The sequence below is a fragment of the Apibacter adventoris genome (assembly GCF_002964965.1).
Taxonomy (GTDB): Bacteria; Bacteroidota; Bacteroidia; order Flavobacteriales; family Weeksellaceae; genus Apibacter; species Apibacter adventoris.
Genome location: NZ_PSZN01000006.1, coordinates 50104 through 74944, shown reverse-complemented (window position 1 = coordinate 74944; position 24841 = coordinate 50104). Strand labels below are relative to the sequence as shown.

The window sequence follows — 24841 nt, the reverse complement described above, 5'->3', positions numbered from 1 at the left end:
AAGTTTTGATTTTATCTTATTCTAAATAGAATTTAACTTTAAATATTTTTAATCATCTTTCTTTGCTATTTACTTTTATTTACATCATTACAATTTGTTTATAAACATATTTTTAGCTTTATTTACTTTTTAATAAATACTATTTTTACTAAAACACTTATTTACTTATTTTTTTAATTAATTTTGTGATAAAAGACAGTAAACAATAATGGACCTTACAAAAGATTTAGAATTATATATTGAACAAAATAGTGAAGATGAACCTGAAATATTAGCTCAGCTAAGACGAGAAACATACCAAAAGACAACACAACCCCATATGATTTCGGGATATCTACAAGGTAGAATTTTAAGTATTATTTCTAAAATTATAAATCCCAATCTTATCGTAGAGGTGGGAACATTTACAGGTTATTCTACTTTATGTCTCGCAGAAGGGTTAAATAAAAACGGAAAGATCATAACTATAGACAAAAATTTAGAAACTTCTTATATACCTGAGAAATATTTTCGTCAGTCTCAATTTTCCAATTTGATTAATTACAAGATAGGAGAAGCTATAGAAATCCTTCCCAATATAGAAGATGGTATTGATTTGGTTTTTCTGGATGCAGATAAAGAATCTTATTCCGATTATATAAATATACTCTTGCCTAAATTAAAAAAAGGAGGAATAGTTCTTGCCGATAATATATTATGGAAAGGCAAGGTAGTAGGGGATGCAAAGGATAAAAAAACAGAGGCTATCCGAAAATTTAATAAAATGATAAAATTGAACAATTCCGTAGAGGTGGTTATTTTACCAATTAGAGATGGAATAAGTATTATCCGTAAGAAATAAGTATGAGTAAATCTATCTGCCAGGTAAGTGTATCTCCCGTAAGAAAAGAGCCCTCAGATACTTCTGAAATGATTACACAAATTTTGTTTGGCGAATTTGTTGAGGTTCTGGAAGTTTTAAAAAATTGGGTGAAAATTAAAATTATTTTTGATGGATATGAAGGATGGGTAGATATTAAGCAAATTTTAATGTTAAGTGATCTTGAATATAGTGCCTTATCTCAGGAAACTTCTTTTATTTCAGAACCTTTTGGTTTATTGGTCTATGATCATAAACCTTTCCCTGTAACTATCGGCGCAGAAATCCATACCTTACAAGAACCCGATACTTTTCAATTGACACAAAGTAAAAAATTTTTTATTGAGGATAGTTTAATCAAAGGCAAACAAACCAAAGAAAAAATTCTGGATTTTGCATTTAAATATATAAATACCCCTTATTTATGGGGAGGAAAATCTACTTATGGTATTGATTGTAGTGGATTTACTCAAATGGTATATAAAATTTGCGGGTATAAACTTCCAAGAGATGCCTATCAACAGGCAGAAATAGGCGAAGTTTTAAGTTTTATAGAAGAATCTGAACCGGGAGATCTTGCTTTTTTTGAAAATTCTGAAGGGAAAATTATTCATGTTGGTTTTGTTCTTCCTGAACAAAAAATTTTACACGCACACGGAAAAGTCCGTATTGATAATTTAGATTATACGGGTATTTTTAACTCTGAGATAAACCGATACACACATCAATTACGTTTTATTAGAAAAATATTTTAATTTTCTTATTTGTTAAGTGATCTAAAACATATATTTATTATATGAAAAAACGTTATTCAAATTTTTCATATGAAGCTGCCTTAGACGAGGTAGGAAGGGGCTGCTTAGCTGGTCCGGTAGTAGCTGCAGCAGTTATATTACCCAAAGATTTTTTTAACCCTTTAATTAATGACTCTAAACAACTAAGTGAAAAAAAAAGAATTGAACTAGATATAATTATTAAAAATAATGCTTTGGATTATGCTATTGCTGAAGTACCTCCAGAAGAAATTGATAAAATCAATATATTAAACGCTAGTTTTTTTGCCATGCATAAAGCCCTAGAAAAACTCATTCAAAAACCAGATTTTTTAGTGGTAGATGGGAATCGTTTTAAAAAATATAAGGAAATTCCATTTATTTGTGCAGTAAAAGGAGATGCTAATTATATGAATATAGCGGCAGCTTCTATATTAGCAAAAAATTATAGAGATCAATTAATGACAAATTTAGATAGTGAATATCCGCAATATCAATGGAAGAAAAATAAAGGATATCCTACCGCTGAACATAGACAGGCTATTATTGATAATGGAATAACTCCTTATCATAGAAAATCTTTTAAACTTATTCCTACTCAACTATCTTTGGATATGTAAATTTTATATTTTGAAATAAGTATAAATACAAAAAAACATTAAAACCAATTAAAAAATAAAAGACATATTTTTGTTATTTTTATAATAGAAAGAAATTATCCTTAAATACTTAAACATAAATATTTTTTAATTAATTTATGATTTAAAAAATGTATATTTGTAAATAAAATTAACTATATTTTTTATATTTATGAAAAAAGTAACCGTATTTATAACCATATGTTATATTTTATCTGGGATAATAGGTATAATAATGTGGAATATCCCAAAAACACAAAATCCCTTTAACCCTTTTCAACTTTTTCTTTATATATTATTAATGTTTACTCCTTCTATTGTAGCATTTATAGTAGAAAAAAAGAAGTTTTTAGAAATAACCGAAAAATTTCAATTAAATTTTAAAAACATTAACTGGAAACAAACTTTTAAATATTTATTAATAACGAACTTATTTATTCCTATTTTAGTTATGGCTTATGGGTATTTATTAGGAAATATATTAGAAATTGAAGTATTTGGAAGATTAGTAACTAATTATACCCAGTTAGATCCTGAAATAATTAAAAAGCTACCTTCTTTTTTAAAAACAGATTATCTATTATTTTTTCTAATTCTCATGACATTTATTTCTGGTTTATTATTATCTATTTCTGTAAATGGGATTATTGCATTGGGTGAAGAAATTGGCTGGAGAGGGTTTCTAGAAAAAAATATTAACCTATCTTTTTTTAAAAAAAATGTTTTAATTGGTATTATTTGGGGCATATGGCATACGCCTATAATCTTATGCGGCCATAATTACCCATCACATCCTTTTTTAGGAATAATAATGATGGTATTCTTATGTATACCACTGTCTTTTTATTTTTCTTTTGCTTTAAAAAACACAAAATGTCTATTTGTTATTGCTGCTCTTCATGGAGGTTTTAATACAATATCAAGTATATTAGTAATTACACAAATAAACTTTAATGATTTATTTGGACCTACAGGGGTATTAATGATCCTTTCGGTATTAACTGTTTTTATAATAGATTATGCCTTTAACATTAAAAATCAAAAAAATGCATAATTAATTATAAATTATTATTTTTTATTTTGATATTTTGTAGAACATAATAAAAGTTAATTAACGAAAAATAACTTTGCATATAAATTAAAGCTCCACTATAAAAAGCTTTTTCTGGTAATTTTTAAACTTAATTTATATAAATAAATTTTACTAAATTTTCATTTATTTTTATAATAATAACCTATAATTAAATGGTTACATTCATTAAAAAAATCAAAGTAATAGTTTAATCGTAAATTTTTCAGCCAATAATGTAGTAAAATAATAAAGACAATAAATTGATTATCAATTTATTGTCTTGCAAAGTGGAGCTGATGGGGCTCGAACCCACGACCTTTAGACTGCCAGTCTAACACTCTAGCCAGCTGAGCTACAGCCCCTCTCTAAATTGTAAGTTGCAAATGTATATTATTTTTCTTTTTTAACCAAACCCGCCAATGTGGTTTTTTGATAAATATCTAAAGTAGCATCTCGCACTTCAATAAATACATTACGTATACTACAAGTTTCTTCTGTCATGCATGTATCACACGTTTGATGATACATAAGCGAGACGCAAGGCAACAAGGCAATGGGGCCATCCATTAATCGGATAATTTCAATAAGAGTAACCTCTTCCGGTTCTTTATTTAATTTATACCCTCCCCTAGCCCCTCTTTTACTGGTTAAAAATTGGGCATTTTTCAAATCTCTTAAAATATTTTCCAGAAATTTTTTAGGAATATTTTCATCTTTTGATATTTCAGATGATAATACGCTTTTTGCTTTATCTTGCTTAGCAATATAAATCAAAGCTTTTAAAGCATATTTACATCGGTTTGAAATCATTTTTTCCCTTCAATTAATAAAACTATTTCTCCTTTCAAAGGTTTTTCTTTGCATTTTTCTAAGATTACAGAAACTTCACCCCTTAATGTTTCTTCGTAAATTTTAGTGATTTCCCTACTTAAACTAATTTTCCTGTCAGCTCCAAAAAACAAGGCTATTTGTTCTACGGTATTGATTATCTTATGAGGGCTTTCATATAAAATTATGGTTCTTTTTTCTTCTGATAAATCTTTCAATTTAGTCTGCCTCCCTTTTTTTTGTGGTAGAAAACCAACAAATAAAAATTCGTGAGATGGAAGACCTGATATTACTAAAGCCGGCACAAATGCAGTTGCTCCGGGTAAACATTCTACCCTAATATTTTTATCTACACAAGCTTTTACTAGCATATACCCCGGATCAGAAATTCCTGGTGTGCCTGCATCCGAAATTACTGCAATATTTTTACCTTCTTCTATATAGTTAAGATATAAATGAGTCTTTTGATGTTCATTATGTAAATGATAGGATTGCATGGGGGTTTGTATTTCATAATGCTTAAGCAATTTTCCAGAAGTACGAGTATCCTCTGCCAATATTAAGTCTACTTCTTGTAATATACGAATTGCTCTAAGCGTAATATCTTCTAAATTTCCAATAGGTGTAGGTATTAAATATAATTTTCCCCCCATCAAATATTATAATTCAAAGCGATTAATAATTAACCCAGATAATCGTTCAACAAATTCCTCTTTATTTTTCCAATTATAAGTATGAAACATTTCTTCCATCCATTTTCTTGCCTCTTCTATGCTTTGAGTTTTATTTAAAACTGCAAACTCTTTGTCCATATCTGCTTTGCTGCCATTAAATAGTTGACTAATAAAAGCTATAGAATCATTAAAATCTAAATGAATGGGTTCGAAAGCCTTTGTTTTTTCTTGAGGTTTTATTTCTGCAATTTCAACATTAAGTGGGGTAAGTTTAATATCTTTCTCTATTACCTGTATTTCTTGAATATTTTCTTCTGATAAAGAATTTTCTTTGTTACCACTATCTAAATTATTTTCCTGCACAAATTCTGGTGTTGAAACATTTTCATTTTCCTCAACAGATTCTATTGATGTAGGAATGTCTACTTCTTGTTCTAAAATACTTTCAGAAACTTTTTTTTGAATTTCTGAGGAATTTGTGAAAACAGGATCTAGAATTTGTGAATATTTTAAATTATTCAATTGTTTTAGAAAAATAAATTTTTCATATAAATATTGGATTTTTTGTTGATGTATCATCAAACCCGAAAAAGTCTTGATTTGACTCAATTCATTTACAAGGTCTTTAAAATCTTTGAGTAATTCATTTTGAAACTGTTCCTGATTGTTCATAAAATCTCTTTTTATTATATCCTTTAATTTTTACTTTTGTAAAAAGTAGTTTTTTAAAGTTCGAATTTACAAATGTTTCTTGAAAATACAATAAATAGCGTTAAACAAAGTGGTTGGATCGAAGTAATTTGCGGATCGATGTTTTCGGGTAAAACCGAAGAATTAATCCGAAGGTTGAATCGTGCTAAATTTGCAAAACAAAAAGTTGAAATTTTCAAACCTTCAATGGATACTCGCTATGATGAAGAACTTGTAGTTTCTCATGACCAAACTTCTATTTTAAGTACCCCTATAGACAATCCTCTAGAAATTCCATTATTAGCTGCAGATTGTGATGTGATAGGCATTGACGAAGCACAATTTTTTAGTGATGCTATTGTAGATGTTTGTAATTTACTGGCAAACCAAGGAAAAAGAATAATAGTAGCAGGGTTAGATATGGATTTTATGGGACGTCCTTTTGGTCCTATGCCTTTTTTAATGGCAACTGCAGAATATGTGACAAAAGTACATGCTATATGTGTAAAAACTGGAAATCTGGCAAATTACTCACATCGTATTACTCCGGGAACAAACTTAGTAGAGTTAGGTGAAAAAGAGCATTATGAGCCTTTAAGTCGTCAGGCTTTTTGGGAAATATTACAGAAAGACCGAGAGAAAAATACACCAGAATAAATTGAATATTACTTTCCTATCTCATTTTTATGAATTATACACTTTCTCAATTAGCAAAAATTACGGATGCTGAAATTGTAGGCAACCCAGATAAAAAAATTACTCATATCTTTTATGATAGCCGCACTATAGTTAATCCTGAAAACGGGGTATTTATAGCTATACAAGGAATTCATGACGGACATATTTATATGGAAGAAGCCTACCAAAAATCCATTCGTATATTTATTTGTACACATATCCCTATTCTTCATAAAGAATGCAGCTATCTAGTCGTTAAAAATCCTCTAAAGACTTTACAAAAATGGGCTGCATATCATATCTCTCAATTTAATTTTCCTTCTATAGGAATTACCGGGAGCAATGGAAAAACTATTATTAAAGAATGGCTTTACCAATGCCTATGGGAACATTTTAATATTGTAAGAAGCCCAAAAAGTTATAATTCTCAAATAGGTCTTCCCCTTTCGCTTTTACAAACAGAAAACGATAATAATTTGGGTATTTTCGAAGTAGGAATATCGAAACCCGGAGAAATGGAAACACAAGAACAAATATTCCATCCGCAAATCGGAGTCCTTACAAATGTCTTATCTGCACATTCCGAATATTTCACTAATAAATCTGAATTAATTAATGAAAAAATAAAGCTGTTTATACATTCACATATTATTATTTACAACAATGACAATAAGGAAGTTGAAAAAATAATTCGTGAAAATTATAAACATAAAAAACTTATTTCATTTGGTCATCAAAATGCATATATTCAATTAATTAGAATAAATACTTCACTAAAAGAACCCCAGATTGAAATTTCTATACTGGAAGAGAAAGTAACTTTTACTATTCCTTTTACCGATGAGGCTTCTATCCAGAATATTTTATGTATAATAGCTGTTTTACATTCATTAGAATTCAGTCCTCAATTTATGCAGGAAAAATTCCTTCAATTGCAGACGGTTTCTATGAGATTGGAACTGATTAAGGGAAATCATAATTGTATTCTTATAAATGATACATTCAATTCTGATTTTACTTCACTGGAAATAGCCCTTAACTTTCTTTTCCAACAAAATAAACCTAATAAAATACTAATTCTTTCAGATATATTACAATCTCAAACACCCGAAAAAGAACTTTATCATAAAATAGCTAAACGGATAAATACGTTCCAAATCAATTCTGTTTTTTTAGTTGGAGAATGTTTAAACAAATATAGAAATCTTTTTCAGGGATCTATTTATTGTTTTCTATCTACAAATGAATTGATTAATCATCTTGATAATTATATAATGAAAGATGCAGCTATTTTACTAAAAGGTGCACGTAAATTTGAATTAGAAAAAGTTGCTGCCCATTTGGAAGTTCAGTCTCATGATACTATTATGGAAATTAATTTGCATTCTTTGATGACAAATATCAACTACTTCCAAAGTCTTCTGAAACCGAAAACTAAAATTATTGCTATGGTAAAAGCCTCTTCTTATGGAATTGGTAGTTTTGAAGTGGCAGAAGTCCTTCAATATTATCACATAGATTATTTAGCTGTTGCCATAGCAGATGAAGGTGCTTTATTAAGAAAAAAAGGAATTTACCTTCCTATCATGGTTATGAATCCTGAAATCAGTAGCTATGATACTGTTATAGATTATCAATTAGAACCTGAAATATACAGTTTTCGTGTACTTGAAAAATTTATATCTAAACTCAAAGAAAAATCTATTTCAGGAAAGTATCCAATACATATAAAAATTGATACCGGAATGCATAGACTGGGATTTAATTTTGAGCAAATGACACAGCTAGGCCTTTTTCTTAAAGACAATCCGTTTGTTGAAGTAAAATCTATATTTAGTCATTTTGTTGCATCTGATGATTTATCTGAAGAAGAATTTACCCGAAAGCAAGCCGAAGAACTTAAAAAGTGTTATGAATCATTAATTGCAGAAATCTCTTATACTCCTTTTTTGCATATATGTAATACTACAGGTATTATTAATTATCCGGAATATCAATTTGACGCTGTGCGTATTGGAATAGGCATGTACGGATATGTAGATAGTACAAAAGCTATGAAAAATTTAGAAAATGTAGTAACCCTTAAAACTGTAATATCTAATTTACATTATCTTAAAAAAGGAGAAACGGTAGGGTATGGTAGAAGATTTAAAGCAAAAAAAGATTGTATAATTGCTACTCTTCCTATAGGTTATGCTGACGGAATCCGTAGGCTGGTAGGAAATGAAGTGGGATATGTGCTGCTTAACGGACAAAAAGCACCAATTATAGGATCTATATGTATGGATATGATGATGATTAATGTTACAGATATTTCTTGTAAAGAAGGAGATTCCGTAATTATATTGGGCGAAAGCCCTAGCTTACGTGAATATGCAAACTGGTGTCAGACTATTCCTTATGAAATTCTTACTTCTATTTCGCCAAGGGTAAAAAGAGTTTATTACCGTGAATAAGTTTATATAGTGTATATTTTTTTTAATTTCTCATTCACTTTAATTAAAAATTTTAAATTTAAACCTATGTTATACTAATTACTTTTTTGAAAATATTTGAAGATTCGTAGAATCAATCAAATGTTTAATATACATTTTAATAACATTCAATCTATTGAAAAATAAACTTAAAAATTTATATTTTTTATTTCTATTTTCATTTCTAAGAGAAAAAGAACTTAACATAATTAAACTTATTTGAAATATAATGTTTAAGGCATGATGGGAAAGAATTTCTTTCAAAAAAAATTCATAAACCTATTTATTATTCTTTTATCTAATATATAAATTATATTCCTGTTTATGTAGAATTTTGAACTATAAAATACACCCGTATTTTTAATACTTTAATTAAAGTAAAGAAATGTTTATTTTAGGTAAGTATCTTAAAGGTACCATTGAATCATTGAAAATATTAAAAAATTTCTTTTTTGTTAATAATATTTTATATTTTGAGTTTTAAAACATAAATAAAATTGTAATTATTTAATTATAAATGAAAAAATAGATAAAATCTATAATGGGTTTTTCATACCTAATATAAAGATAGTATATTTGTATTTAGAACAAATCTAAAGTATAAGGCGAAATAAATATGTTAACAATAAAAAATTTACATGCAGAAATAGATGGTAAAAAAATTTTAAAGGGTATTAATTTAGAAATTAAAAAAGGAGAGGTTCATGCTATTATGGGGCCTAACGGTGGAGGGAAAAGCACACTATCAAATGTTATTACGGGAAGAGAAGATTATCAGGTAACAGAGGGTTCAATAATTTTTGAAGGGAAAGATCTATTAAATTTAACTCCGGAGGAAAGAGCAAATGAAGGTATTTTTATGTCTTTTCAATATCCAGTGGAAATTCCGGGAGTAAGTGTTTCTAATTTTCTGAAAGCTGCCATAAATGCTAATAGAAAGGCTCATGGATTGGAAGATATTTCAGCCAAAGAATTCTTGCAAAAAGTAAACGAAAAATCTAAATTACTAGAAATTAAAAAAGATTTTCTTTCTCGGTCTTTAAACGAAGGTTTTTCAGGTGGAGAAAAAAAACGTAATGAAATTTTTCAAATGGCTATGTTAGAACCTAAATTATCAATCTTAGATGAGACTGATTCCGGATTAGATATCGATGCCCTACGTATTGTTTCCAATGGGGTGAACAAACTTAAAAATCCTAACAATGCTGTATTGGTTATTACACATTACCAAAGGCTATTAGATTATATAATTCCAGATGTAGTGCATGTATTAAGAGACGGAAAAATAATAAAATCAGGAACTAAAGAACTTGCTTTAGAACTTGAACAAAAAGGGTATGATTGGCTTTAAAAGTATTTTCTATTATTATTACAATTTACACACTACATATAAATAAATCTCATGAATCATTTAGAAAACACTCTAATAAATAAAATACAAGCAAACGCTGATTCTCTTTTACAAAATATTCCTTTTCCTCTAAAAAAAAATGAAGATTGGAAATATTCTCGCATATCTGATTTCCACGTAAATGAATATGCTACTGCAAAAAATAATACAATAAATGATTCTGTAATTAAAGAACATTTAATTATGGGATTAGATTCTTATAAAATTATTTTTATTGATGGAGTTTTTTCCCCTAAATTATCTTTTTATCCAAAAGAAAAACTAGTTATACTTCCTTTATCTGAAGCTCTTAAAGACGAACGTTATTTTTCCATAATTAAAAAAAAATATAATTCTATTACCGATAAACATCATTTTTTTTGTGTATTAAATAGTTCTTCTTTTCCCTCGGGAGTTTTCATTTATTTACCTAAAAATATAAAAGAAGAAAAGCCCATAGAACTATTATATATAAATTCAGAACAATCTGAAAAAGCTAAACAAAATATTAGGAATCTATTGATATTAGAACAAAGCTCGGAGGTTTGTATTACACAAAAAATTCATACACTATCAACATATTCTTTTTTAACAAATGCTGTTAATGAAATTTTTATTGAAAAAAATGCTGTTGCCAGAATATATAAAATACAAAATGACACTAAATTGTCTAATTTAATAGACTTAACTTATATACAACAAGAACAAGATAGCCAAGCTTTTATACATACATTCTCTTTTGGAGGAAATACTACTCGAAACGAATTAACATTTGACCATAATGGAGAAAATATTAATTCAACTCTAAAAGGAATTACTATTATAGGAAACAGTCAGGAAGTTGGAAATCATACTATGGTACATCATAATCAACCCAATTGTGAGAGCCATGAATTATACAGAGGAATTTATTTAGATGATGCTCATGGAATTTTTAATGGTAAAATTAAAGTTCATAAGAAAGCACAAAAAACAAATGCTTTTCAACAAAATAATAGTATTTTATTATCTAATAAAGCTGAAATTGACTCTAAACCACAATTAGAAATATTTGCTGATGATGTAAAATGTTCTCATGGTTGTACCATAGGACAGTTAGATAATGATGCTTTATTTTATATGAAACAAAGAGGAATCCATCAAAAAGAAGCTCAAGCATTGCTTATGCTTGCTTTTTTCAACGATGTACTCAATACTGTAAATATTCCTGAACTAAAAACCGAAATAAATAAATTAATAGCTAAAAAACTAAATGTTAATGTTGACATTGATTTTTAATAAAAATTGCTCAATTATATAAAAGGTTAAATGCAATATTAACCTTTTGTTTTTTAATCTACATTACAGAAAAAATATCTGTTTTTTTTAATAAAAAAACAATAAAATAATATTTATTATCACATTCTATATTTTTTTAATTTAGTAAAATAATAAATTCATTTGCATGAAAATACTATTATCTCCGGCAAAGCTTATGAGTATTGAAACCGTATCCCAATGGCATAAACATACCCAACCTGAATATATTGAACTCAGTAAGAAACTACATTCAGTATTAAAAGAATATACCCCAAAAGAACTCGAAAATCTTCTTGATATTTCTCCAAAATTATCTCAAGAAAGCTGGGAAAGAAATCAGGAATGGAAACCTAATCCTTCTAAAAAAGAATCTTTACAGGCAATTTATGCTTTTAAAGGTGAAGTTTATAGAGGTTTAAATGCAAAAAACCTCTCATCTACAGCATTAAATTATCTACAAAAAAACCTCTTAATCATTTCTGGGCTTTATGGTATACTTCGCCCCTCAGATGATATTATGCCATACCGCTTAGAAATTGGAAAAAAATTAAAAACTGAAAAATCTAAAGATTTATATTCCTTTTGGGAACAAACACTTACCCATTACCTGAATTCTCATCTTGAAAATGATGAACCTATCCTAAACCTTTGTAGTAAAGAATATTTTAAAGTTTTTAAAACTAAAAATCTTAAAGGGAAAGTAGTAAATGTTGAATTTAAAGATTTTAAAGATAATAAATGGAAGTATATAGTTATATATATAAAAAATGCCCGAGGAAAAATGGCTCGTTGGTGTGCTATAAATAATATTAAAGATGTAGAAAAATTAAAAGTTTATAATGAAGATGGTTATGAATTTTCAGAAGAGTTATCTCAAAATAACAACCTTGTCTTTGTTCGTTAATTTTTTTATTTTAAATTATCGGACTCACTGTCTTTCTGTTGCATTTCAAACAATAACTTCTTGGCTCTCATTAGACTCACTTTTACATTCGCAAGCGAAAGGTCCGTTTCCTTCGTTATTTCTTTTAACTTTTTTCCTTCTAAATATCTTAATTGCATCAAGTAACTATAATTTTTTGGTAATTTAGACATCATTCTTTCCAATACTTCAGAATCTTGTTTTTCAATAAATACCTGTTCTGGTGAAGGTTCCATATCTTTAATTTCACTATAACTATCTTCTATATAAAAATCAAATCCTTTACTTCTTTTTCTAAAGCAATCTACTGTGGTATTGTGGGCTATCGATACAATCCAAGTTTTAAAATCAAAATCAGAATTATATAATGACAATTTATTTAAAACTTTTGTGAATGTATTTATGGTTAACTCCTCAGCTAAAATTTCATCTTTAGTTAAAGAATTAATATATCCTTTAATTTCATCCCAAAAAAGATTCACTATTTTGCTTTGAGCTTGTGGTTTAGAACACCTTGCCTGCTCTATTAATTGTAATAAATTAGACTTTGTTTTCAAATTAAAATATTTACTGCCTAATTTTACGCAATAATAATACCTAAATTAAATTATACCAATATTGATACCAGCACTTATTATATTTACACTTACTAAATATTAGGAACATGTAAAATACATTCATCTAGTGGCATTATTTTTGTCTTTAACGATTAATTATAAAATCAAAATTATGACAAATTATTCAAACGTAAGAAAAAGCCACGGGAGTTGGTGGGCTTTTTTACTTATGGGTATATTATTAATTATATTTAGTATATTACTTATATTATATCCTATTGCTTCTTTTGCTGCTTTAGCTATGCTTTTCTCTATAGGATTTTTTATTAGTGGAATATTTGAAATTATCTTTTCACTAAATAATAAAAATACTATAGATTCGTGGGGATGGTATTTAGTAGGAGGAATTTTAGATCTTTTTTTAGGAATTATTTTATTATGTAATCCTATTACCTTATCTGCTCAAATTTTAGTATTATTTATTGGATTATGGTTATTATTTAGAGGTATAAATTCTATAGGTATATCTTTGGAAACTAAAAATTATTCTTCTGACTGGGGATTTTTATTAATTTTTGGAATCCTTGAAGTAATTATTTCTTTTATAATTGTTATTTTCCCTCCTATAGGAATAGGAACAATTATTATATGGTCAAGCATGGTAGCCTTATTTTTAGGAATTATGAACATATATATTGCAATCAGAGTAAAGAAATTTTTTAAAAAACTAGATGAATAATTTTTTACAAAAAGCATCTATTTCATAATACATAAAAAGGTCTGTTAATAACAGACCTTTTTTATTTTAAAAGTTGAACTATATATGCACATATAATCATTTTTTATCATTCCCATAAATTTATATCGTATTAACAATGATAACTTATTATTAAAGTAAGAATTTATAAAAATTAATATTAATTATTCAATAAATTTTTTTGTCTTTAATTTTCCACTAAGGCATACAAAAGACAATTTGTCATTTAGTTACTTATTAAAACTATATTTTGGCACAATAATATATTTTGGCATATTTTTCGAAAATCAAATATGGAAAATAATTTAGTATTAATTAAAAATTAAAAAATATGTCAGAATTATCAATTAAACCATTAGCTGATCGTGTAATAATAGAACCGGCAGCAGCTGAAACCAAAACAGCTTCAGGAATTATTATACCTGATAGTGCAAAAGAGAAACCTCAAGAAGGAACTGTTGTTGCTGTGGGAACCGGTAAAAAAGACGAACCTATGACTGTAAAAAAGGGAGATAAAGTTTTATATGGTAAATATGCAGGAACGGAATTAAAACTAAATGGTAAAGATTACCTAATTATGAGGGAATCTGATATTTTAGCAATTATATAATAATTTTTCATTAATTAAAAAATAAACAAAATGGCAAAAGATATAAAATTTAATATTGAATCAAGAGATGCTTTAAAAAAAGGTGTAGATGCCCTTGCAAATGCAGTAAAAGTCACATTAGGACCTAAAGGTAGAAACGTAGTTATACAAAAATCTTTTGGTGCACCACATGTAACTAAAGATGGGGTAACAGTAGCTAAAGAAGTTGAATTAGAAGATGCAATTGAAAATTTAGGAGCACAAATGGTAAAAGAAGTAGCTTCTAAAACTAATGATGTGGCTGGAGACGGAACTACTACTGCTACAGTTTTAGCACAAGCAATTGTAAGAGAAGGATTAAAAAATGTTGCAGCAGGTGCCAATCCTATGGATTTAAAAAGAGGTATTGATAAAGCTGTAATTTCTGTAGTTGAAGCATTAAAAAAACAATCTCAAGTAGTAGGTTCTGATTCTGAAAAAATTAAACAAGTAGCTTCTATTTCCGCTAATAATGATGAAACCATTGGCTCTTTAATTGCTGAAGCTTTTGGAAAGGTAGGAAAAGAAGGAGTTATTACAGTGGAAGAAGCAAAAGGAACCGATACATACGTAGATGTAGTAGAAGGTATGCAATTTGACAGAGGATATCAATCTCCTTATTTTGTTACTAATACAGATAAAATGATTGCAGAATTAGAAAATCCTTATATCTTATTATGTGATAAAAAAATATCTAGTATGAAAGACTTACTTCCTGTATTGGAACCTGTAGCCCAACATGGAAAGTCTTTACTAATTATTTCTGAAGAGGTAGATGGAGAAGCTTTAGCTACCTTAGTTGTTAACCGTTTAAGAGGTTCTCTTAAAATTGCAGCTGTTAAAGCTCCAGGATTTGGTGATAGAAGAAAAGCCATGTTAGAAGATATTGCTATTTTAACAGGTGGAACCGTAATCTCTGAAGAAGCTGGATTAACTTTAGAAGGAGCTACCTTAGAAATGTTAGGAACTGCTGAAAAAGTATCTATTGATAAAGATAATACTACAATTGTAAATGGAGCTGGAAAGGATGACGCTATCAAACAAAGAGTTTCTCAAATTAAATCACAAATTGAAAATACTACATCTGATTACGATAAAGAAAAACTTCAAGAAAGGTTAGCAAAATTAGCCGGAGGAGTAGCTGTACTTTATGTAGGAGCAGCCTCTGAAGTTGAAATGAAAGAGAAAAAAGATAGAGTAGACGATGCTTTACACGCTACCAGAGCAGCCGTAGAAGAAGGTTTTGTTGCCGGTGGTGGAGTTGCATTAGTAAGAGCAATTGAAGGGGTTAGCTCTTTAAAAGGTGAAAACCAAGACGAAGATACTGGTATAAAAATAGTGAAAAAAGCAATTGAAGAGCCTTTAAGACAAATTGTAGCTAATGCAGGAGGTGAAGGATCTGTAGTTGTAAACAAAGTATTGGAAGGTAAAGATGATTTCGGTTACAATGCAAAAGCCGAAAAATATGAAAGTATGTTTGCTGCAGGTATCATAGACCCTACTAAAGTAACACGTGTAGCTTTAGAAAATGCTGCTTCTGTTGCCGGAATGTTATTAACTACTGAATGTGTAATTACAGACATTAAAAAAGATGAACCTGCAATGCCACCTATGGGAGGAGGAATGCCAGGAATGATGTAATATAATACATACATGCATAATAATAAAAAGCTGGATTAAAATTAAATCCAGCTTTTTTATTTTTCAAAATTGATTTGAAATAAATTAATTTAATGCAATTTAAATAATAAGTTCCATTCTAAAATAGAATTAGATAATTTTCTTACATTTGTAAAATATTAACCATTTTTTATGGATATTTAAAAATATGACTCATTCTCTATTTTATGCAAAAATTATGCTTTTTGGGGAATATGGGATTATAGAAAACTCAAAAGGTTTAACTCTTCCTTTTAATTCTTATAAAGGTACTTTACAATTTTCTGATCTTAAAGATGATAAAGAACAAAAGTCTAATCTTTCACTTAAGGCATTTTCAAAGTATCTTAAAACTTTAAAATTTCCATCAAAATTTGAACTCAATAACACGCAACTGGAAAAAGATATACAACAAGGTATGTATTTTAATTCCAATATACCTCAAGGATATGGTGTAGGGAGTTCTGGCGCTTTAGTTGCGGCAATTTTTGATAAATACTGTATTCATAAAATATCTCCCAGTAAAATAGCAAAGCAAGATCTAAAAAGTTTAAAGTTAATATTGGGTGAAATGGAATCTTTTTTCCATGGAAAAAGTTCTGGAATAGACCCTCTTATTTGCTATATGAATATTCCTCTTCTTATACAACCAAATTCTGAAGTGGATAAAGTTGGGATTTTTGAAGGAAAAGAAGGAAAAGGAGCTATATTCCTTATAAATTCAGGAGTTCCCGGAGAAACAGAGCCTATGGTCAAAATTTTCTTTGAAAAACTTAAAAACGAGGGATTTCGTAAAACTCTTAAAGAAGAATTTATTCGATACAATAATGCTTGCATTGATGCTTTCTTAAAAAAAGAGACTAAACCTCTCTTTCAAAATTTAAAAAAACTTTCTCTATGGGCATTGAACCATTTTTCTCCTATGATACCTAACGACTTTCTTAAAATATGGAAAAAAGGTATTGATACCAACACTTATTATTTAAAACTATGTGGATCTGGCGGAGGAGGTTATATACTTGGCTTTACCCAAGATTATACAACTACTAAAAAAATGCTTAAAAATTACAATAAAGAAGTCATTTACCGCTTTTAATAGCTTTTGAATTGCTTTTTTGTAATTTTATGCCTTACTAAAGCATAAAAATGGAGCGTCTGGCTAATAAAAAGTTTTTTTTATTTAACTTTTCTCTCTTAATAAGAGTAAGGATTACTAATGTAATTATGTTAATTCTTGCTATGTACATTTCAGCGATTTTCCTTTTCAATGAAAAGCATAATATCATTGAAAATCTAAAAAACATAAAACTTCATGGAATCGTTTTTTCATCAGCATTAAGTGCTATGGCTGGATACATTATCAATCATTTTTATGATCAAGACAAGGATAAGCTATATAAGCCGATTACATCTATGTTATTACAGTTTATTAATCAAAAAACAGCACTCAGACTTTATATTATTTTTAATTTTATCTCTTTAATTATTGCAGCTCTCTTATCTTACCGAATTTTTATCTTTTTTTTAATTTATCAGTTTTTAATATGGTTTTATAGCCATAAACTTAGCAAAATTATTTTTATAAACAATATAACTTCCTCTATATTAATGATATTCCCTTTTTTAGCTTTATTTCTTTTTTATGAAAATTTTTCAAAATATATTTTATATCTAGCCGGATTTTTATTTTTAATTATACTTATAAGAGATATTTGTAAAGATCTTCATTCCTATAAATTTGATCATTTATTTAATTATTCCACTATTCCCAATTCATTGGGCATTATACCCACAAAAATATATTTGGATGTTTTATTATTTTTATTAACTATTTTATCTATTTGCCTAACTTTTGAACCTCATTTGCAAGAAATAAGATTATATTATCTTCTAACAGGTTTTTTAAGTTTTTTTATTATAATTGGAATTTGGTTTATGCGAAGTAAATGGATACAAATTTTTATTTTAATGATTAAATTTTGGATTTTTTTAGGCACTATTTCTTTATTATTCATAGACGGAAATCCTCTTTCTTTACTTTAGCAAAATTTATTAACCTAAAATTTATATTATGAACAAAAGTAGATTAATAAAATTGTGTTTAGTAAAATAGCTATTACTTTATCAGTAAAATCTAGTATCTTTGCCTATTAAAATACTAATAATAGCAAAAATTATTAAAAATCTAGTTATCTTTTTTCTTTAATAATTAAATTATATTCCAAATCGAAAATGAGAAACAATTCACCCCATAACCGTAAAGGGACAGGAAGAAATGAAAAAAAAACTTTTAATAAAGAATCTTTTAATAAAAAAAATAGCATAAAGTCGGAAGATAAAAAAGATAATTATACAAAAAAAACATTTAAATCATCACCTACTTTTAGAAAAAAATCTATTCAAAAAAAAGAAGAAAAAGAAGGAACTCGTTTAAATAAATATATAGCAAATTCTGGAGTATGTAGTCGTAGAGAGGCTGATTTATTTATACAAAATGGTGTAGTAAAAGTAAATGGTAATATTATAACAGAATTTGGTTATCAGGTTATGCCCGGAGACGAGGTTTTTTTTGATGGGAGATATATTCGACCAGAAAAGAATGTTTACGTTTTACTTAATAAGCCTAAAGGATACATTTCTACTACAAAAGATGAAAAAGCACGAAAAACTGTTTTAGATTTAGTGACAAATGCGTCTCCTTATCGTCTATATCCTGTAGGAAGATTAGATAGACAAACAACAGGTGTTTTATTATTAACAAACGATGGTAATATAACTAAAAAACTTACTCATCCCTCTCATGAAGTAAAGAAAATTTATCACGTAACATTAGACAAAAAAGTTTCTTTGACTGATTTTGAAAAATTAATCGAAGGGTTACATTTTGAAGAAGGTTTGGCTAAGGTAGACAAGATTTCATATATTGAAGGATGTCCCAAAAATGAAGTAGGTGTCGAAATTCATATTGGTTGGAATAGAATTATCAGAAGAATGTTCAGTAAATTGGGATATGAAGTGGAAAAACTAGACCGAGTAATGTTTGCCGGATTAACTAAAAAGAATTTGAAACGGGGATATTGGAGAATTCTTACAGAATTAGAAATTAATAATCTTAAAATGCTTTAATTGTATATTAAAGCATTTTTTATTCTATCCCTATAGAATCTAGCCAATCTGTATAGGCTTTAGCATTCTTCATATGTTCTTGTGCATTATTAGTAAATAAATGGTATCCTTTCTTTTTTGGATTTGCACACATAAATAAATAATCCGTTTGTGCAGGATTTAGAACTGCATCTATTACAAAATCATTGGGAATACATATAGGTAAAGGGGGAAGCCCTTTATATTTATAAGTATTATAGGGTGAATCTACAGAAACATTTTTTACTCTTTTTAATTGTAACCTGAATCCTTGTACTTTCCTTTCTGCATAAATTACAGTTGGATCTGATTGTAACTTCATTCCTTTTCTATAACGATTTAAATATAAACTGGCTATTACCGGTAATTCCTCTTTTCTCATATATTCTCTCTGCACAATAGAGGCTAAGATATATACTTGCAATTGATTTAAACCTAAGTTCTGTGCTTTTCTCATTCTTTCCTGTGTCCAAAATTGATCATGTATCTTTTCAAAACGAGAAAAAAGTTCTTTAGGAGAGGTATTCCAATTCACATAATAGGTTTCTGGTGTAAAGTATATTTTAAGTTCCTCCACATTTGAAAAACCTTTGAGAGTTGTTTCTTTTTTTAAATAATTTATGAAAGTTAGGGAATCACTTTCTAAATTCTTACCTAAATCTGCCACTAATTCATAAACATCATCATAACTTTTAATTCTAAGGTGTACATATTCTTGTTCTCCCAAATATAACCTTCGTATTACTTCTTTATTACTTTCGCCTTTATTAATCTTATATTTACCAGCTTTTATTTTATCGGGATATTTTTGAGATTTTGCAATTTTATCAAAAGATTTAATATCTTTAAGATAGGGCATTATAAGTACCCTTACTTGTTCATAAGTTGCATGGGTTGGAATATAAATAACTGTAGTCTGATTAACATTGGATGAGTAATTATTTTTATAGTATGGATAACCTATTATAATTCCTAATATAAGAATCATAAAAATAACTACTAAAAAAATTGAGGTTTTTTTCATAAATCCAAATCTAATTCTCCTTTAAAAACATTTTTTGCAGGTCCTTCTAACCATACGTCCTGATAGTAATCGTGTTTTTTAAACCAATATACTTTTAATTCTCCTCCTAAAACTTTTACTTTTAATTCCCCCATTCTAATATTATTTTTTTCAGCAAAATCTAATGCTGCAGCAGTTACTCCGGTACCACATGCTAAGGTTTCATCTTCTACTCCTCGTTCATATGTTCTCACAAAAATTTCATTTTTTGATATAGGCTCAACAAAATTCACATTTGTTCCCCCCGTAGAATTATACATATCAGCATATCTGATTTTTTTACCTTCATTATAAACATCATAATTTTTTAAATTATTCACTGGTTGTACATGATGGGGAGAGCCTGTCTGAAAAAAAGAATATTGATCTGAAACTGTATATTCTTTTACATTAATCATTTTAAGTTTTATAATATCATGATTAATTTCTGCAATATGTCCTCCGTCTATAGCATTAAATGTTGCTATTTTATCAATTATTCCTAAGTCCCTTGCAAAGGCAACTATACATCTTCCTCCATTTCCACACATCGTGCTTTCGTTTCCATCTAAATTGTAATAAACCATTCGGAAATCTGATAATGTATCATTCTGCAACAATATTAACCCGTCAGAACCAATTCCAAAATGACGATTACACATATGACTAACAAGTTGGATATTATCTTTAGGAAAATTTAAACTCCTATCATCAATCATAATAAAGTCATTTCCTGCCCCTTGATATTTATAAAATTTTATATTCATTGTTTTTGTTCTGTTTACAAAAATACATTGTTTTTAAATAACAAATTTTACTTCTTTTTTCTTTTACCTTATATTTGTTTTTATTTTAAAACGTTTGATTAAACCAAAAATTATGAAACTGGGCATTTTAGGCAGAAATATTTCTTATTCTTTTTCGCAAAGTTATTTTACTGATAAGTTTAATAATATGGGACTTGCTAATTATAGTTATTCTGTATTTGATATTGCGGACAAAAAAGATATTATTTCTCTTTTTGATATTCCTGACCTAAAAGGATTTAATGTAACTATACCTTATAAACAAGATATTATTCCCTTTTTAGATAATTTAAGTAGCGAAGCTGAAAAAATAGGTGCTGTGAATACAGTTAAAATTTCTAATGGAAAAAAAGTAGGCTTTAATACAGATGCCCTGGGATTTAAAAATTCTTTATTACCACTTCTGAAACCTTATCATACTTCGTCTTTAGTCTTAGGAAGTGGAGGAGCTTCTAAAGCTGTTGGTTTTGTCTTAAAAAGTCTAGGCATTGAATATCATATTATTTCAAGAACTGGTGAAAAAGATTACAATTTTTTAACCCAAAATACTATATCTGAGAATTTACTGATAGTAAACACTACACCTGTAGGTACATTTCCAAACCTTGATAAACATCCTCCTTTTCCGATAGAATTTCTCACTCATAAACATTTAGTTTATGATCTTATTTATAATCCTGAGGAGACAAAACTGCTGAAACTGGCAAAAGAAAAGGGGGCAAAAACAAAAAACGGATTGGAAATGCTTCATCTTCAAGCTGAAGCTGCATGGGATATATGGAATGATAGGTCGAACTATTATTATTGATAATGCTATTTATTTCGTTTGAAATTAAAGATATTTTTATCTTATGTGTGAACTTATATGTTAAATTTAGAATTTGCCATAAATAGCTTTTACACAAAAAAATTGTTACCAAAATTTTAAAATCCGAAAAGGTCTTAATAACCTATTAACTCTTTATTTGGCAAAAAGTTCACTTTGAAATTACATTATTTACAAACTGTAATGTTTTTATTATGTAAGTCTGTATATTTGATGATAGATAAAGCAAAATCACAACTACATTATTTGTGTTTTTTTCATTGCTTATACTTCTATATTATATCTTATTATTTTTTTCAAATAAGGTTCCAGAAGCTTGTGCTTTAGGAAAAATTGTCATATCTGCAATCTGCACATGAGCCGGACGAGATACTGCATAATAAATAGCATCTGCTATATCTCCAGCAACTAAAGGTTCAAATCCTTGATAGACAGCATCTGCTAATTTTTTATCTCCTTTAAATCTTACCAATGAAAATTCTGTTTCTACAGCTCCCGGAGCTATATTCGTAACCTTTATACCATAGGGAAGTAAATCCATCCTCATACCTTGGCTAATTGCTTCTACGGCATGTTTAGAAGCACAATATACTGAACCTTTAGGATAGGTTTGTTTTCCTGCAATAGAACTTAAATTTACTATATGACCAGATTTTCTATTTATAAGAAAAGGTACTACAGCTTTAGAAACATTTAATATTCCACGAACATTTGAATTTATCATAGAATCAAAATCATCTAATGAAGCATCTTGAAAAGTAGCTAATCCGTGTGCATTTCCTGCATTATTTACTAAAATATCTATAGATTTCCATTCTTCCGGTAAATTATCAATTGCAGAAAAAACTTCTTTTCTATTACTTACATCAAACTTTAAAGTTATAACATTAACATTTTTTTGTAACTCATTTTTTACTTCCTCTAATCTATCTTCTCTTCTCCCACAAAGAATTAAATGAATTCCGTTTTTTGCCAATAATTCTGCTGTAGCTCGTCCTATTCCTGATGTTGAACCCGTAATTAACGCTATTTTTTCTAATTCCATTTTTTTATTTTAAAGTTACAAATATAAAATGAAACGACTATCTTAATGATAGTCGTTTTGATAGGTTTTAACTATAAATTTTAGTACAATTTAATTTTCTATTAATTCTATATCATCGATTCTAAGTCCGTTTTTCGTAGGATTAGAAAATTCTATTTTAGTAGTTCCATTAGGAATTAAAACCCTAACACTTATAAATTTGTTTGCTCCTTTATTTGTATTAATAGGAATATCTGGTACCGTAATTTTAACATCATTACATTTTAAAATAATAACGTTAGCATTGGAAGTACTTCCTGAGCTATAAACCGAACTATCATTAAATTTATATTTTAAAGTTATATTTTTTCTTCCTTTAGTTGGTAAGTTATCCAATATTAAAGATGCCGGCGTTCCATTATTATAGGGGATCCATACAAACAATGCTCCGTTATTAATAGAGCTTACAAATCTTATATCTGATTTTCCTTGCGGATCTAAATATTTAACAGAAGGGCTATTATCATAGTTAATAGCATTTTCTATTTTAGGACGGGTAGCATTTGTATTCCCCACATCACTTCCATCTGCTTGTTTTACATTATCAAAAGTTTCTTTAAAAAAACCTTTTGGAGGTAAAGAGGGCGTAGAATAATCATCATTGTCTACACATGCAATTATAGAAGTAATAGTTAATACAACAAATAAAAAATATATAAATAATGGTTTTACTTTCATTTTTATAGTTTTAATTAATTTCCAATTCTAATATTATCAATCCTCATTCCTAATTTATTTTTTTCGGATTGCCCTAAAAATTCAATTTTAGTAGTTCCATCTGGAATGGCAACTTTTACTGTATAATAGATATTTTTGTTATTTGAAACATTTAATTCTTTATGTGGTAGTTGAATTTTAATATCATTACATTTTATTACTAAATCATCCACATAAGCTTTATCTGCTGCAGCAAAAATATTAGCATTAAATCTATATGAAAGTTTCATATTTGTATATCCTTGGGTATCTATTTTATCAATTACCAACGAAGCATTAGTATTGGAAGGAAACCAAATTGCCGGACTTTGAAATGCTGTTCCTGATGTCCTGATATCTGTTTTTCCATATGGATCACTATATGTAACCATTTTATTATCATACCCTGTAGCTACTCCTATTTTTGGTTTTCCTGCAATATCTTTTACATTATTAAATGTCTCAGCATAAATAGTTTTTGGAAATTCTTTTACATCATTAATGGTTCTTATTAATAATTGATATGTATTATATTTCCCATCATATCTAGTCATTACTCCTCGTAATTTTCCTTTATCATAAGGAATTATATTCCCTCCAAAAGCCGCATAATTACTAACTCTTACAGTAAAATTTGTCACTTTAATAGTATCTACCTGATTGTTAGTATTTAGATTTCCTCTGACAAAAGTAGATCCTGCTTCATTAAACTCTACATCACTGATCTCTACTAAAGTATTTAAATATTTCTCATTATTTTTTACATCATTTGTGGTTAATGGTTCTCCTGCAGAATTTGTTTTAATAACTAATTCTTCTTCTGATTTCTTATCCACTCCTAAAATAATATTAGATGAAATTATATTAGGGTTTATTTGGTCAACAATGTATTTTTTAGATTGAGTAGGTTTCATCCCAATTTGCACCATTCCATTTTGTTTTCCATAATATAATCCGTCTAATTTTACATAGATTTTTGACCCTAATGGATACATATTGTAAGTACTAGATTTATTTATACTTAACATTATTCCTTGTTTGCCATCTTCAGAAACTATAAATAAATTTTTATAAATATTTCCCCCTTCATCTGTAGAAATTACATATCCTTCTAAAATATCTCCTTTTTTAAAAGGAATAGATTCTGGTATAGTATCATTAACCGTATTTCCTGTATAAACAGGAGCTGTTGTGTGTACTTCAGCAATACTTAATGTTGGGGTTAATACTTGTCCTTTATTTTGAGGAGGGCTGTTGTAGTCATCATCATGAACACAACCCATTAAATAGAAAGAAAAAATAAATAAAAGAATTATTTGATGTTTTATATTAAATATTTTCATTT

General features: G+C 28.0%; 25 protein-coding genes and 1 tRNA gene. 16 read left to right on the top strand and 10 right to left on the bottom strand.

The window, feature by feature from the left end:
• The first annotated feature begins 208 nt into the window (after window positions 1-208).
• The 4 genes from C4S76_RS04095 to C4S76_RS04080 all read left to right on the top strand — a co-directional run bounded on the left by C4S76_RS04095 (window position 209) and on the right by C4S76_RS04080 (window position 3324).
• Window positions 209-841, top strand: a complete 633-nt coding sequence (locus tag C4S76_RS04095; protein ID WP_105192935.1) for an O-methyltransferase — start codon at window positions 209-211, stop codon at window positions 839-841.
• A gap of 2 nt (window positions 842-843) precedes the next feature.
• A complete protein-coding gene (locus C4S76_RS04090; protein WP_105192933.1) occupies window positions 844-1614 on the top strand; it encodes a C40 family peptidase in 771 nt (256 codons plus the stop codon).
• A 41-nt stretch (window positions 1615-1655) separates the two neighbouring features.
• Window positions 1656-2252, top strand: coding sequence for a ribonuclease HII (locus C4S76_RS04085; RefSeq protein WP_105192931.1), 597 nt, complete (start codon window positions 1656-1658; stop codon window positions 2250-2252).
• Between the two features lie 190 nt (window positions 2253-2442).
• Window positions 2443-3324, top strand: a complete 882-nt coding sequence (locus tag C4S76_RS04080; protein WP_105192929.1) for a CPBP family intramembrane glutamic endopeptidase — start codon at window positions 2443-2445, stop codon at window positions 3322-3324.
• A 306-nt stretch (window positions 3325-3630) separates the two neighbouring features.
• Here C4S76_RS04080 and C4S76_RS04075 read toward each other — a convergent pair.
• The 4 genes from C4S76_RS04075 to C4S76_RS04060 form a co-directional block, all read right to left on the bottom strand.
• A tRNA-Ala gene (locus C4S76_RS04075) sits at window positions 3631-3704 on the bottom strand.
• A 28-nt stretch (window positions 3705-3732) separates the two neighbouring features.
• Window positions 3733-4152, bottom strand: coding sequence for an RrF2 family transcriptional regulator (locus tag C4S76_RS04070; protein WP_105192927.1), 420 nt, complete (start codon window positions 4150-4152; stop codon window positions 3733-3735).
• On the bottom strand, window positions 4149-4823 hold the full coding sequence (rsmI, locus tag C4S76_RS04065) for a 16S rRNA (cytidine(1402)-2'-O)-methyltransferase (RefSeq protein ID WP_105192925.1): 675 nt from the start codon (window positions 4821-4823) through the stop codon (window positions 4149-4151). The genes C4S76_RS04070 and rsmI overlap by 4 nt, the downstream gene beginning before the upstream one ends.
• A 6-nt stretch (window positions 4824-4829) precedes the next feature.
• Window positions 4830-5516, bottom strand: a complete 687-nt coding sequence (locus C4S76_RS04060) for a hypothetical protein (protein ID WP_105192923.1) — start codon at window positions 5514-5516, stop codon at window positions 4830-4832.
• A 72-nt stretch (window positions 5517-5588) separates the two neighbouring features.
• Here C4S76_RS04060 and C4S76_RS04055 point away from each other — a divergent pair, with 72 nt between their 5' ends.
• From C4S76_RS04055 to yaaA, 5 genes are all read left to right on the top strand, one after another.
• Window positions 5589-6191, top strand: coding sequence for a thymidine kinase (locus C4S76_RS04055; protein ID WP_105192921.1), 603 nt, complete (start codon window positions 5589-5591; stop codon window positions 6189-6191).
• A gap of 29 nt (window positions 6192-6220) precedes the next feature.
• Window positions 6221-8668 (top strand): bifunctional UDP-N-acetylmuramoyl-tripeptide:D-alanyl-D-alanine ligase/alanine racemase, encoded by a 2448-nt coding sequence (locus C4S76_RS04050; protein ID WP_105192919.1) that lies wholly within the window; start codon window positions 6221-6223, stop codon window positions 8666-8668.
• 634 nt (window positions 8669-9302) lie between these two features.
• The gene (gene sufC, locus C4S76_RS04045; protein WP_105192917.1) at window positions 9303-10037 is read left to right on the top strand and encodes a Fe-S cluster assembly ATPase SufC; all 735 of its coding nucleotides are present in this window, start codon (window positions 9303-9305) and stop codon (window positions 10035-10037) included.
• Window positions 10038-10088: 51 nt separating this feature from the next.
• A complete protein-coding gene (gene sufD / locus C4S76_RS04040; protein ID WP_105192915.1) occupies window positions 10089-11354 on the top strand; it encodes a Fe-S cluster assembly protein SufD in 1266 nt (421 codons plus the stop codon).
• Between the two features lie 166 nt (window positions 11355-11520).
• Complete coding sequence (yaaA, locus tag C4S76_RS04035) at window positions 11521-12279, top strand: peroxide stress protein YaaA (RefSeq protein WP_105192913.1); 759 nt, start codon at window positions 11521-11523, stop codon at window positions 12277-12279.
• A gap of 5 nt (window positions 12280-12284) precedes the next feature.
• Here the strand turns inward: yaaA and C4S76_RS04030 are convergent, their stop codons facing one another.
• Window positions 12285-12854 carry an RNA polymerase sigma factor gene (locus tag C4S76_RS04030; protein ID WP_105192911.1) on the bottom strand — a complete coding sequence of 190 codons (570 nt, stop codon included), beginning with the start codon at window positions 12852-12854 and terminating at the stop codon, window positions 12285-12287.
• A gap of 172 nt (window positions 12855-13026) precedes the next feature.
• On the opposite strand from C4S76_RS04030, the gene C4S76_RS04025 reads away from it, so the two are divergent.
• The 6 genes from C4S76_RS04025 to C4S76_RS04000 all read left to right on the top strand — a co-directional run bounded on the left by C4S76_RS04025 (window position 13027) and on the right by C4S76_RS04000 (window position 19024).
• On the top strand, window positions 13027-13593 hold the full coding sequence (locus C4S76_RS04025; protein ID WP_105192909.1) for an HdeD family acid-resistance protein: 567 nt from the start codon (window positions 13027-13029) through the stop codon (window positions 13591-13593).
• A 349-nt stretch (window positions 13594-13942) separates the two neighbouring features.
• A complete protein-coding gene (locus C4S76_RS04020) occupies window positions 13943-14221 on the top strand; it encodes a co-chaperone GroES (RefSeq protein ID WP_105192907.1) in 279 nt (92 codons plus the stop codon).
• A gap of 30 nt (window positions 14222-14251) precedes the next feature.
• The gene (gene groL, locus C4S76_RS04015) at window positions 14252-15880 is read left to right on the top strand and encodes a chaperonin GroEL (protein ID WP_105192905.1); all 1629 of its coding nucleotides are present in this window, start codon (window positions 14252-14254) and stop codon (window positions 15878-15880) included.
• A gap of 187 nt (window positions 15881-16067) precedes the next feature.
• Window positions 16068-16994 carry a mevalonate kinase family protein gene (locus C4S76_RS04010; RefSeq protein WP_105192903.1) on the top strand — a complete coding sequence of 309 codons (927 nt, stop codon included), beginning with the start codon at window positions 16068-16070 and terminating at the stop codon, window positions 16992-16994.
• Between the two features lie 50 nt (window positions 16995-17044).
• Window positions 17045-17941 (top strand): UbiA family prenyltransferase, encoded by an 897-nt coding sequence (locus tag C4S76_RS04005; RefSeq protein WP_105192902.1) that lies wholly within the window; start codon window positions 17045-17047, stop codon window positions 17939-17941.
• 189 nt (window positions 17942-18130) lie between these two features.
• Window positions 18131-19024 (top strand): pseudouridine synthase, encoded by an 894-nt coding sequence (locus C4S76_RS04000; protein ID WP_105192900.1) that lies wholly within the window; start codon window positions 18131-18133, stop codon window positions 19022-19024.
• A gap of 19 nt (window positions 19025-19043) precedes the next feature.
• Here C4S76_RS04000 and mltG read toward each other — a convergent pair whose 3' ends face one another.
• Entirely contained in the window at window positions 19044-20066 is a 1023-nt protein-coding gene (mltG, locus tag C4S76_RS03995) for an endolytic transglycosylase MltG (RefSeq protein WP_105192898.1), read from the bottom strand.
• On the bottom strand, window positions 20063-20851 hold the full coding sequence (dapF, locus tag C4S76_RS03990) for a diaminopimelate epimerase (protein WP_221404982.1): 789 nt from the start codon (window positions 20849-20851) through the stop codon (window positions 20063-20065). The genes mltG and dapF overlap by 4 nt, the downstream gene beginning before the upstream one ends.
• 112 nt (window positions 20852-20963) lie before the next feature.
• Between dapF and C4S76_RS03985 the strand changes: the two genes are divergently transcribed.
• The gene (locus C4S76_RS03985; protein WP_105192896.1) at window positions 20964-21698 is read left to right on the top strand and encodes a shikimate dehydrogenase family protein; all 735 of its coding nucleotides are present in this window, start codon (window positions 20964-20966) and stop codon (window positions 21696-21698) included.
• 295 nt (window positions 21699-21993) lie between these two features.
• Here the strand turns inward: C4S76_RS03985 and C4S76_RS03980 are convergent, their stop codons facing one another.
• The 3 genes from C4S76_RS03980 to C4S76_RS03970 all read right to left on the bottom strand — a co-directional run bounded on the left by C4S76_RS03980 (window position 21994) and on the right by C4S76_RS03970 (window position 24839).
• A complete protein-coding gene (locus C4S76_RS03980; protein ID WP_105192894.1) occupies window positions 21994-22761 on the bottom strand; it encodes an SDR family NAD(P)-dependent oxidoreductase in 768 nt (255 codons plus the stop codon).
• Between the two features lie 90 nt (window positions 22762-22851).
• Complete coding sequence (locus C4S76_RS03975) at window positions 22852-23478, bottom strand: hypothetical protein (protein ID WP_105192892.1); 627 nt, start codon at window positions 23476-23478, stop codon at window positions 22852-22854.
• A gap of 14 nt (window positions 23479-23492) precedes the next feature.
• Window positions 23493-24839 (bottom strand): DUF5689 domain-containing protein, encoded by a 1347-nt coding sequence (locus C4S76_RS03970; protein ID WP_105192890.1) that lies wholly within the window; start codon window positions 24837-24839, stop codon window positions 23493-23495.
• Between the last annotated feature and the right edge of the window lie 2 nt (window positions 24840-24841).

Bases quoted from the DNA above. Each gene is read 5' to 3' on its own strand.
- C4S76_RS04095 (WP_105192935.1), top strand. From the start codon at position 209: ATGGACCTTACAAAAGATTTAGAATTATATATTGAACAAAATAGTGAA.
- C4S76_RS04090 (WP_105192933.1), top strand. From the start codon at position 844: ATGAGTAAATCTATCTGCCAGGTAAGTGTATCTCCCGTAAGAAAAGAG.
- C4S76_RS04085 (WP_105192931.1), top strand. From the start codon at position 1,656: ATGAAAAAACGTTATTCAAATTTTTCATATGAAGCTGCCTTAGACGAG.
- C4S76_RS04080 (WP_105192929.1), top strand. From the start codon at position 2,443: ATGAAAAAAGTAACCGTATTTATAACCATATGTTATATTTTATCTGGG.
- C4S76_RS04070 (WP_105192927.1), bottom strand. From the start codon at position 4,152: ATGATTTCAAACCGATGTAAATATGCTTTAAAAGCTTTGATTTATATT.
- rsmI (WP_105192925.1), bottom strand. From the start codon at position 4,823: ATGGGGGGAAAATTATATTTAATACCTACACCTATTGGAAATTTAGAA.
- C4S76_RS04060 (WP_105192923.1), bottom strand. From the start codon at position 5,516: ATGAACAATCAGGAACAGTTTCAAAATGAATTACTCAAAGATTTTAAA.
- C4S76_RS04055 (WP_105192921.1), top strand. From the start codon at position 5,589: ATGTTTCTTGAAAATACAATAAATAGCGTTAAACAAAGTGGTTGGATC.
- C4S76_RS04050 (WP_105192919.1), top strand. From the start codon at position 6,221: ATGAATTATACACTTTCTCAATTAGCAAAAATTACGGATGCTGAAATT.
- sufC (WP_105192917.1), top strand. From the start codon at position 9,303: ATGTTAACAATAAAAAATTTACATGCAGAAATAGATGGTAAAAAAATT.
- sufD (WP_105192915.1), top strand. From the start codon at position 10,089: ATGAATCATTTAGAAAACACTCTAATAAATAAAATACAAGCAAACGCT.
- yaaA (WP_105192913.1), top strand. From the start codon at position 11,521: ATGAAAATACTATTATCTCCGGCAAAGCTTATGAGTATTGAAACCGTA.
- C4S76_RS04025 (WP_105192909.1), top strand. From the start codon at position 13,027: ATGACAAATTATTCAAACGTAAGAAAAAGCCACGGGAGTTGGTGGGCT.
- C4S76_RS04020 (WP_105192907.1), top strand. From the start codon at position 13,943: ATGTCAGAATTATCAATTAAACCATTAGCTGATCGTGTAATAATAGAA.
- groL (WP_105192905.1), top strand. From the start codon at position 14,252: ATGGCAAAAGATATAAAATTTAATATTGAATCAAGAGATGCTTTAAAA.
- C4S76_RS04010 (WP_105192903.1), top strand. From the start codon at position 16,068: ATGACTCATTCTCTATTTTATGCAAAAATTATGCTTTTTGGGGAATAT.
- C4S76_RS04005 (WP_105192902.1), top strand. From the start codon at position 17,045: ATGGAGCGTCTGGCTAATAAAAAGTTTTTTTTATTTAACTTTTCTCTC.
- C4S76_RS04000 (WP_105192900.1), top strand. From the start codon at position 18,131: ATGAGAAACAATTCACCCCATAACCGTAAAGGGACAGGAAGAAATGAA.
- mltG (WP_105192898.1), bottom strand. From the start codon at position 20,066: ATGAAAAAAACCTCAATTTTTTTAGTAGTTATTTTTATGATTCTTATA.
- dapF (WP_221404982.1), bottom strand. From the start codon at position 20,851: ATGAATATAAAATTTTATAAATATCAAGGGGCAGGAAATGACTTTATT.
- C4S76_RS03985 (WP_105192896.1), top strand. From the start codon at position 20,964: ATGAAACTGGGCATTTTAGGCAGAAATATTTCTTATTCTTTTTCGCAA.
- C4S76_RS03980 (WP_105192894.1), bottom strand. From the start codon at position 22,761: ATGGAATTAGAAAAAATAGCGTTAATTACGGGTTCAACATCAGGAATA.
- C4S76_RS03975 (WP_105192892.1), bottom strand. From the start codon at position 23,478: ATGAAAGTAAAACCATTATTTATATATTTTTTATTTGTTGTATTAACT.
- C4S76_RS03970 (WP_105192890.1), bottom strand. From the start codon at position 24,839: ATGAAAATATTTAATATAAAACATCAAATAATTCTTTTATTTATTTTT.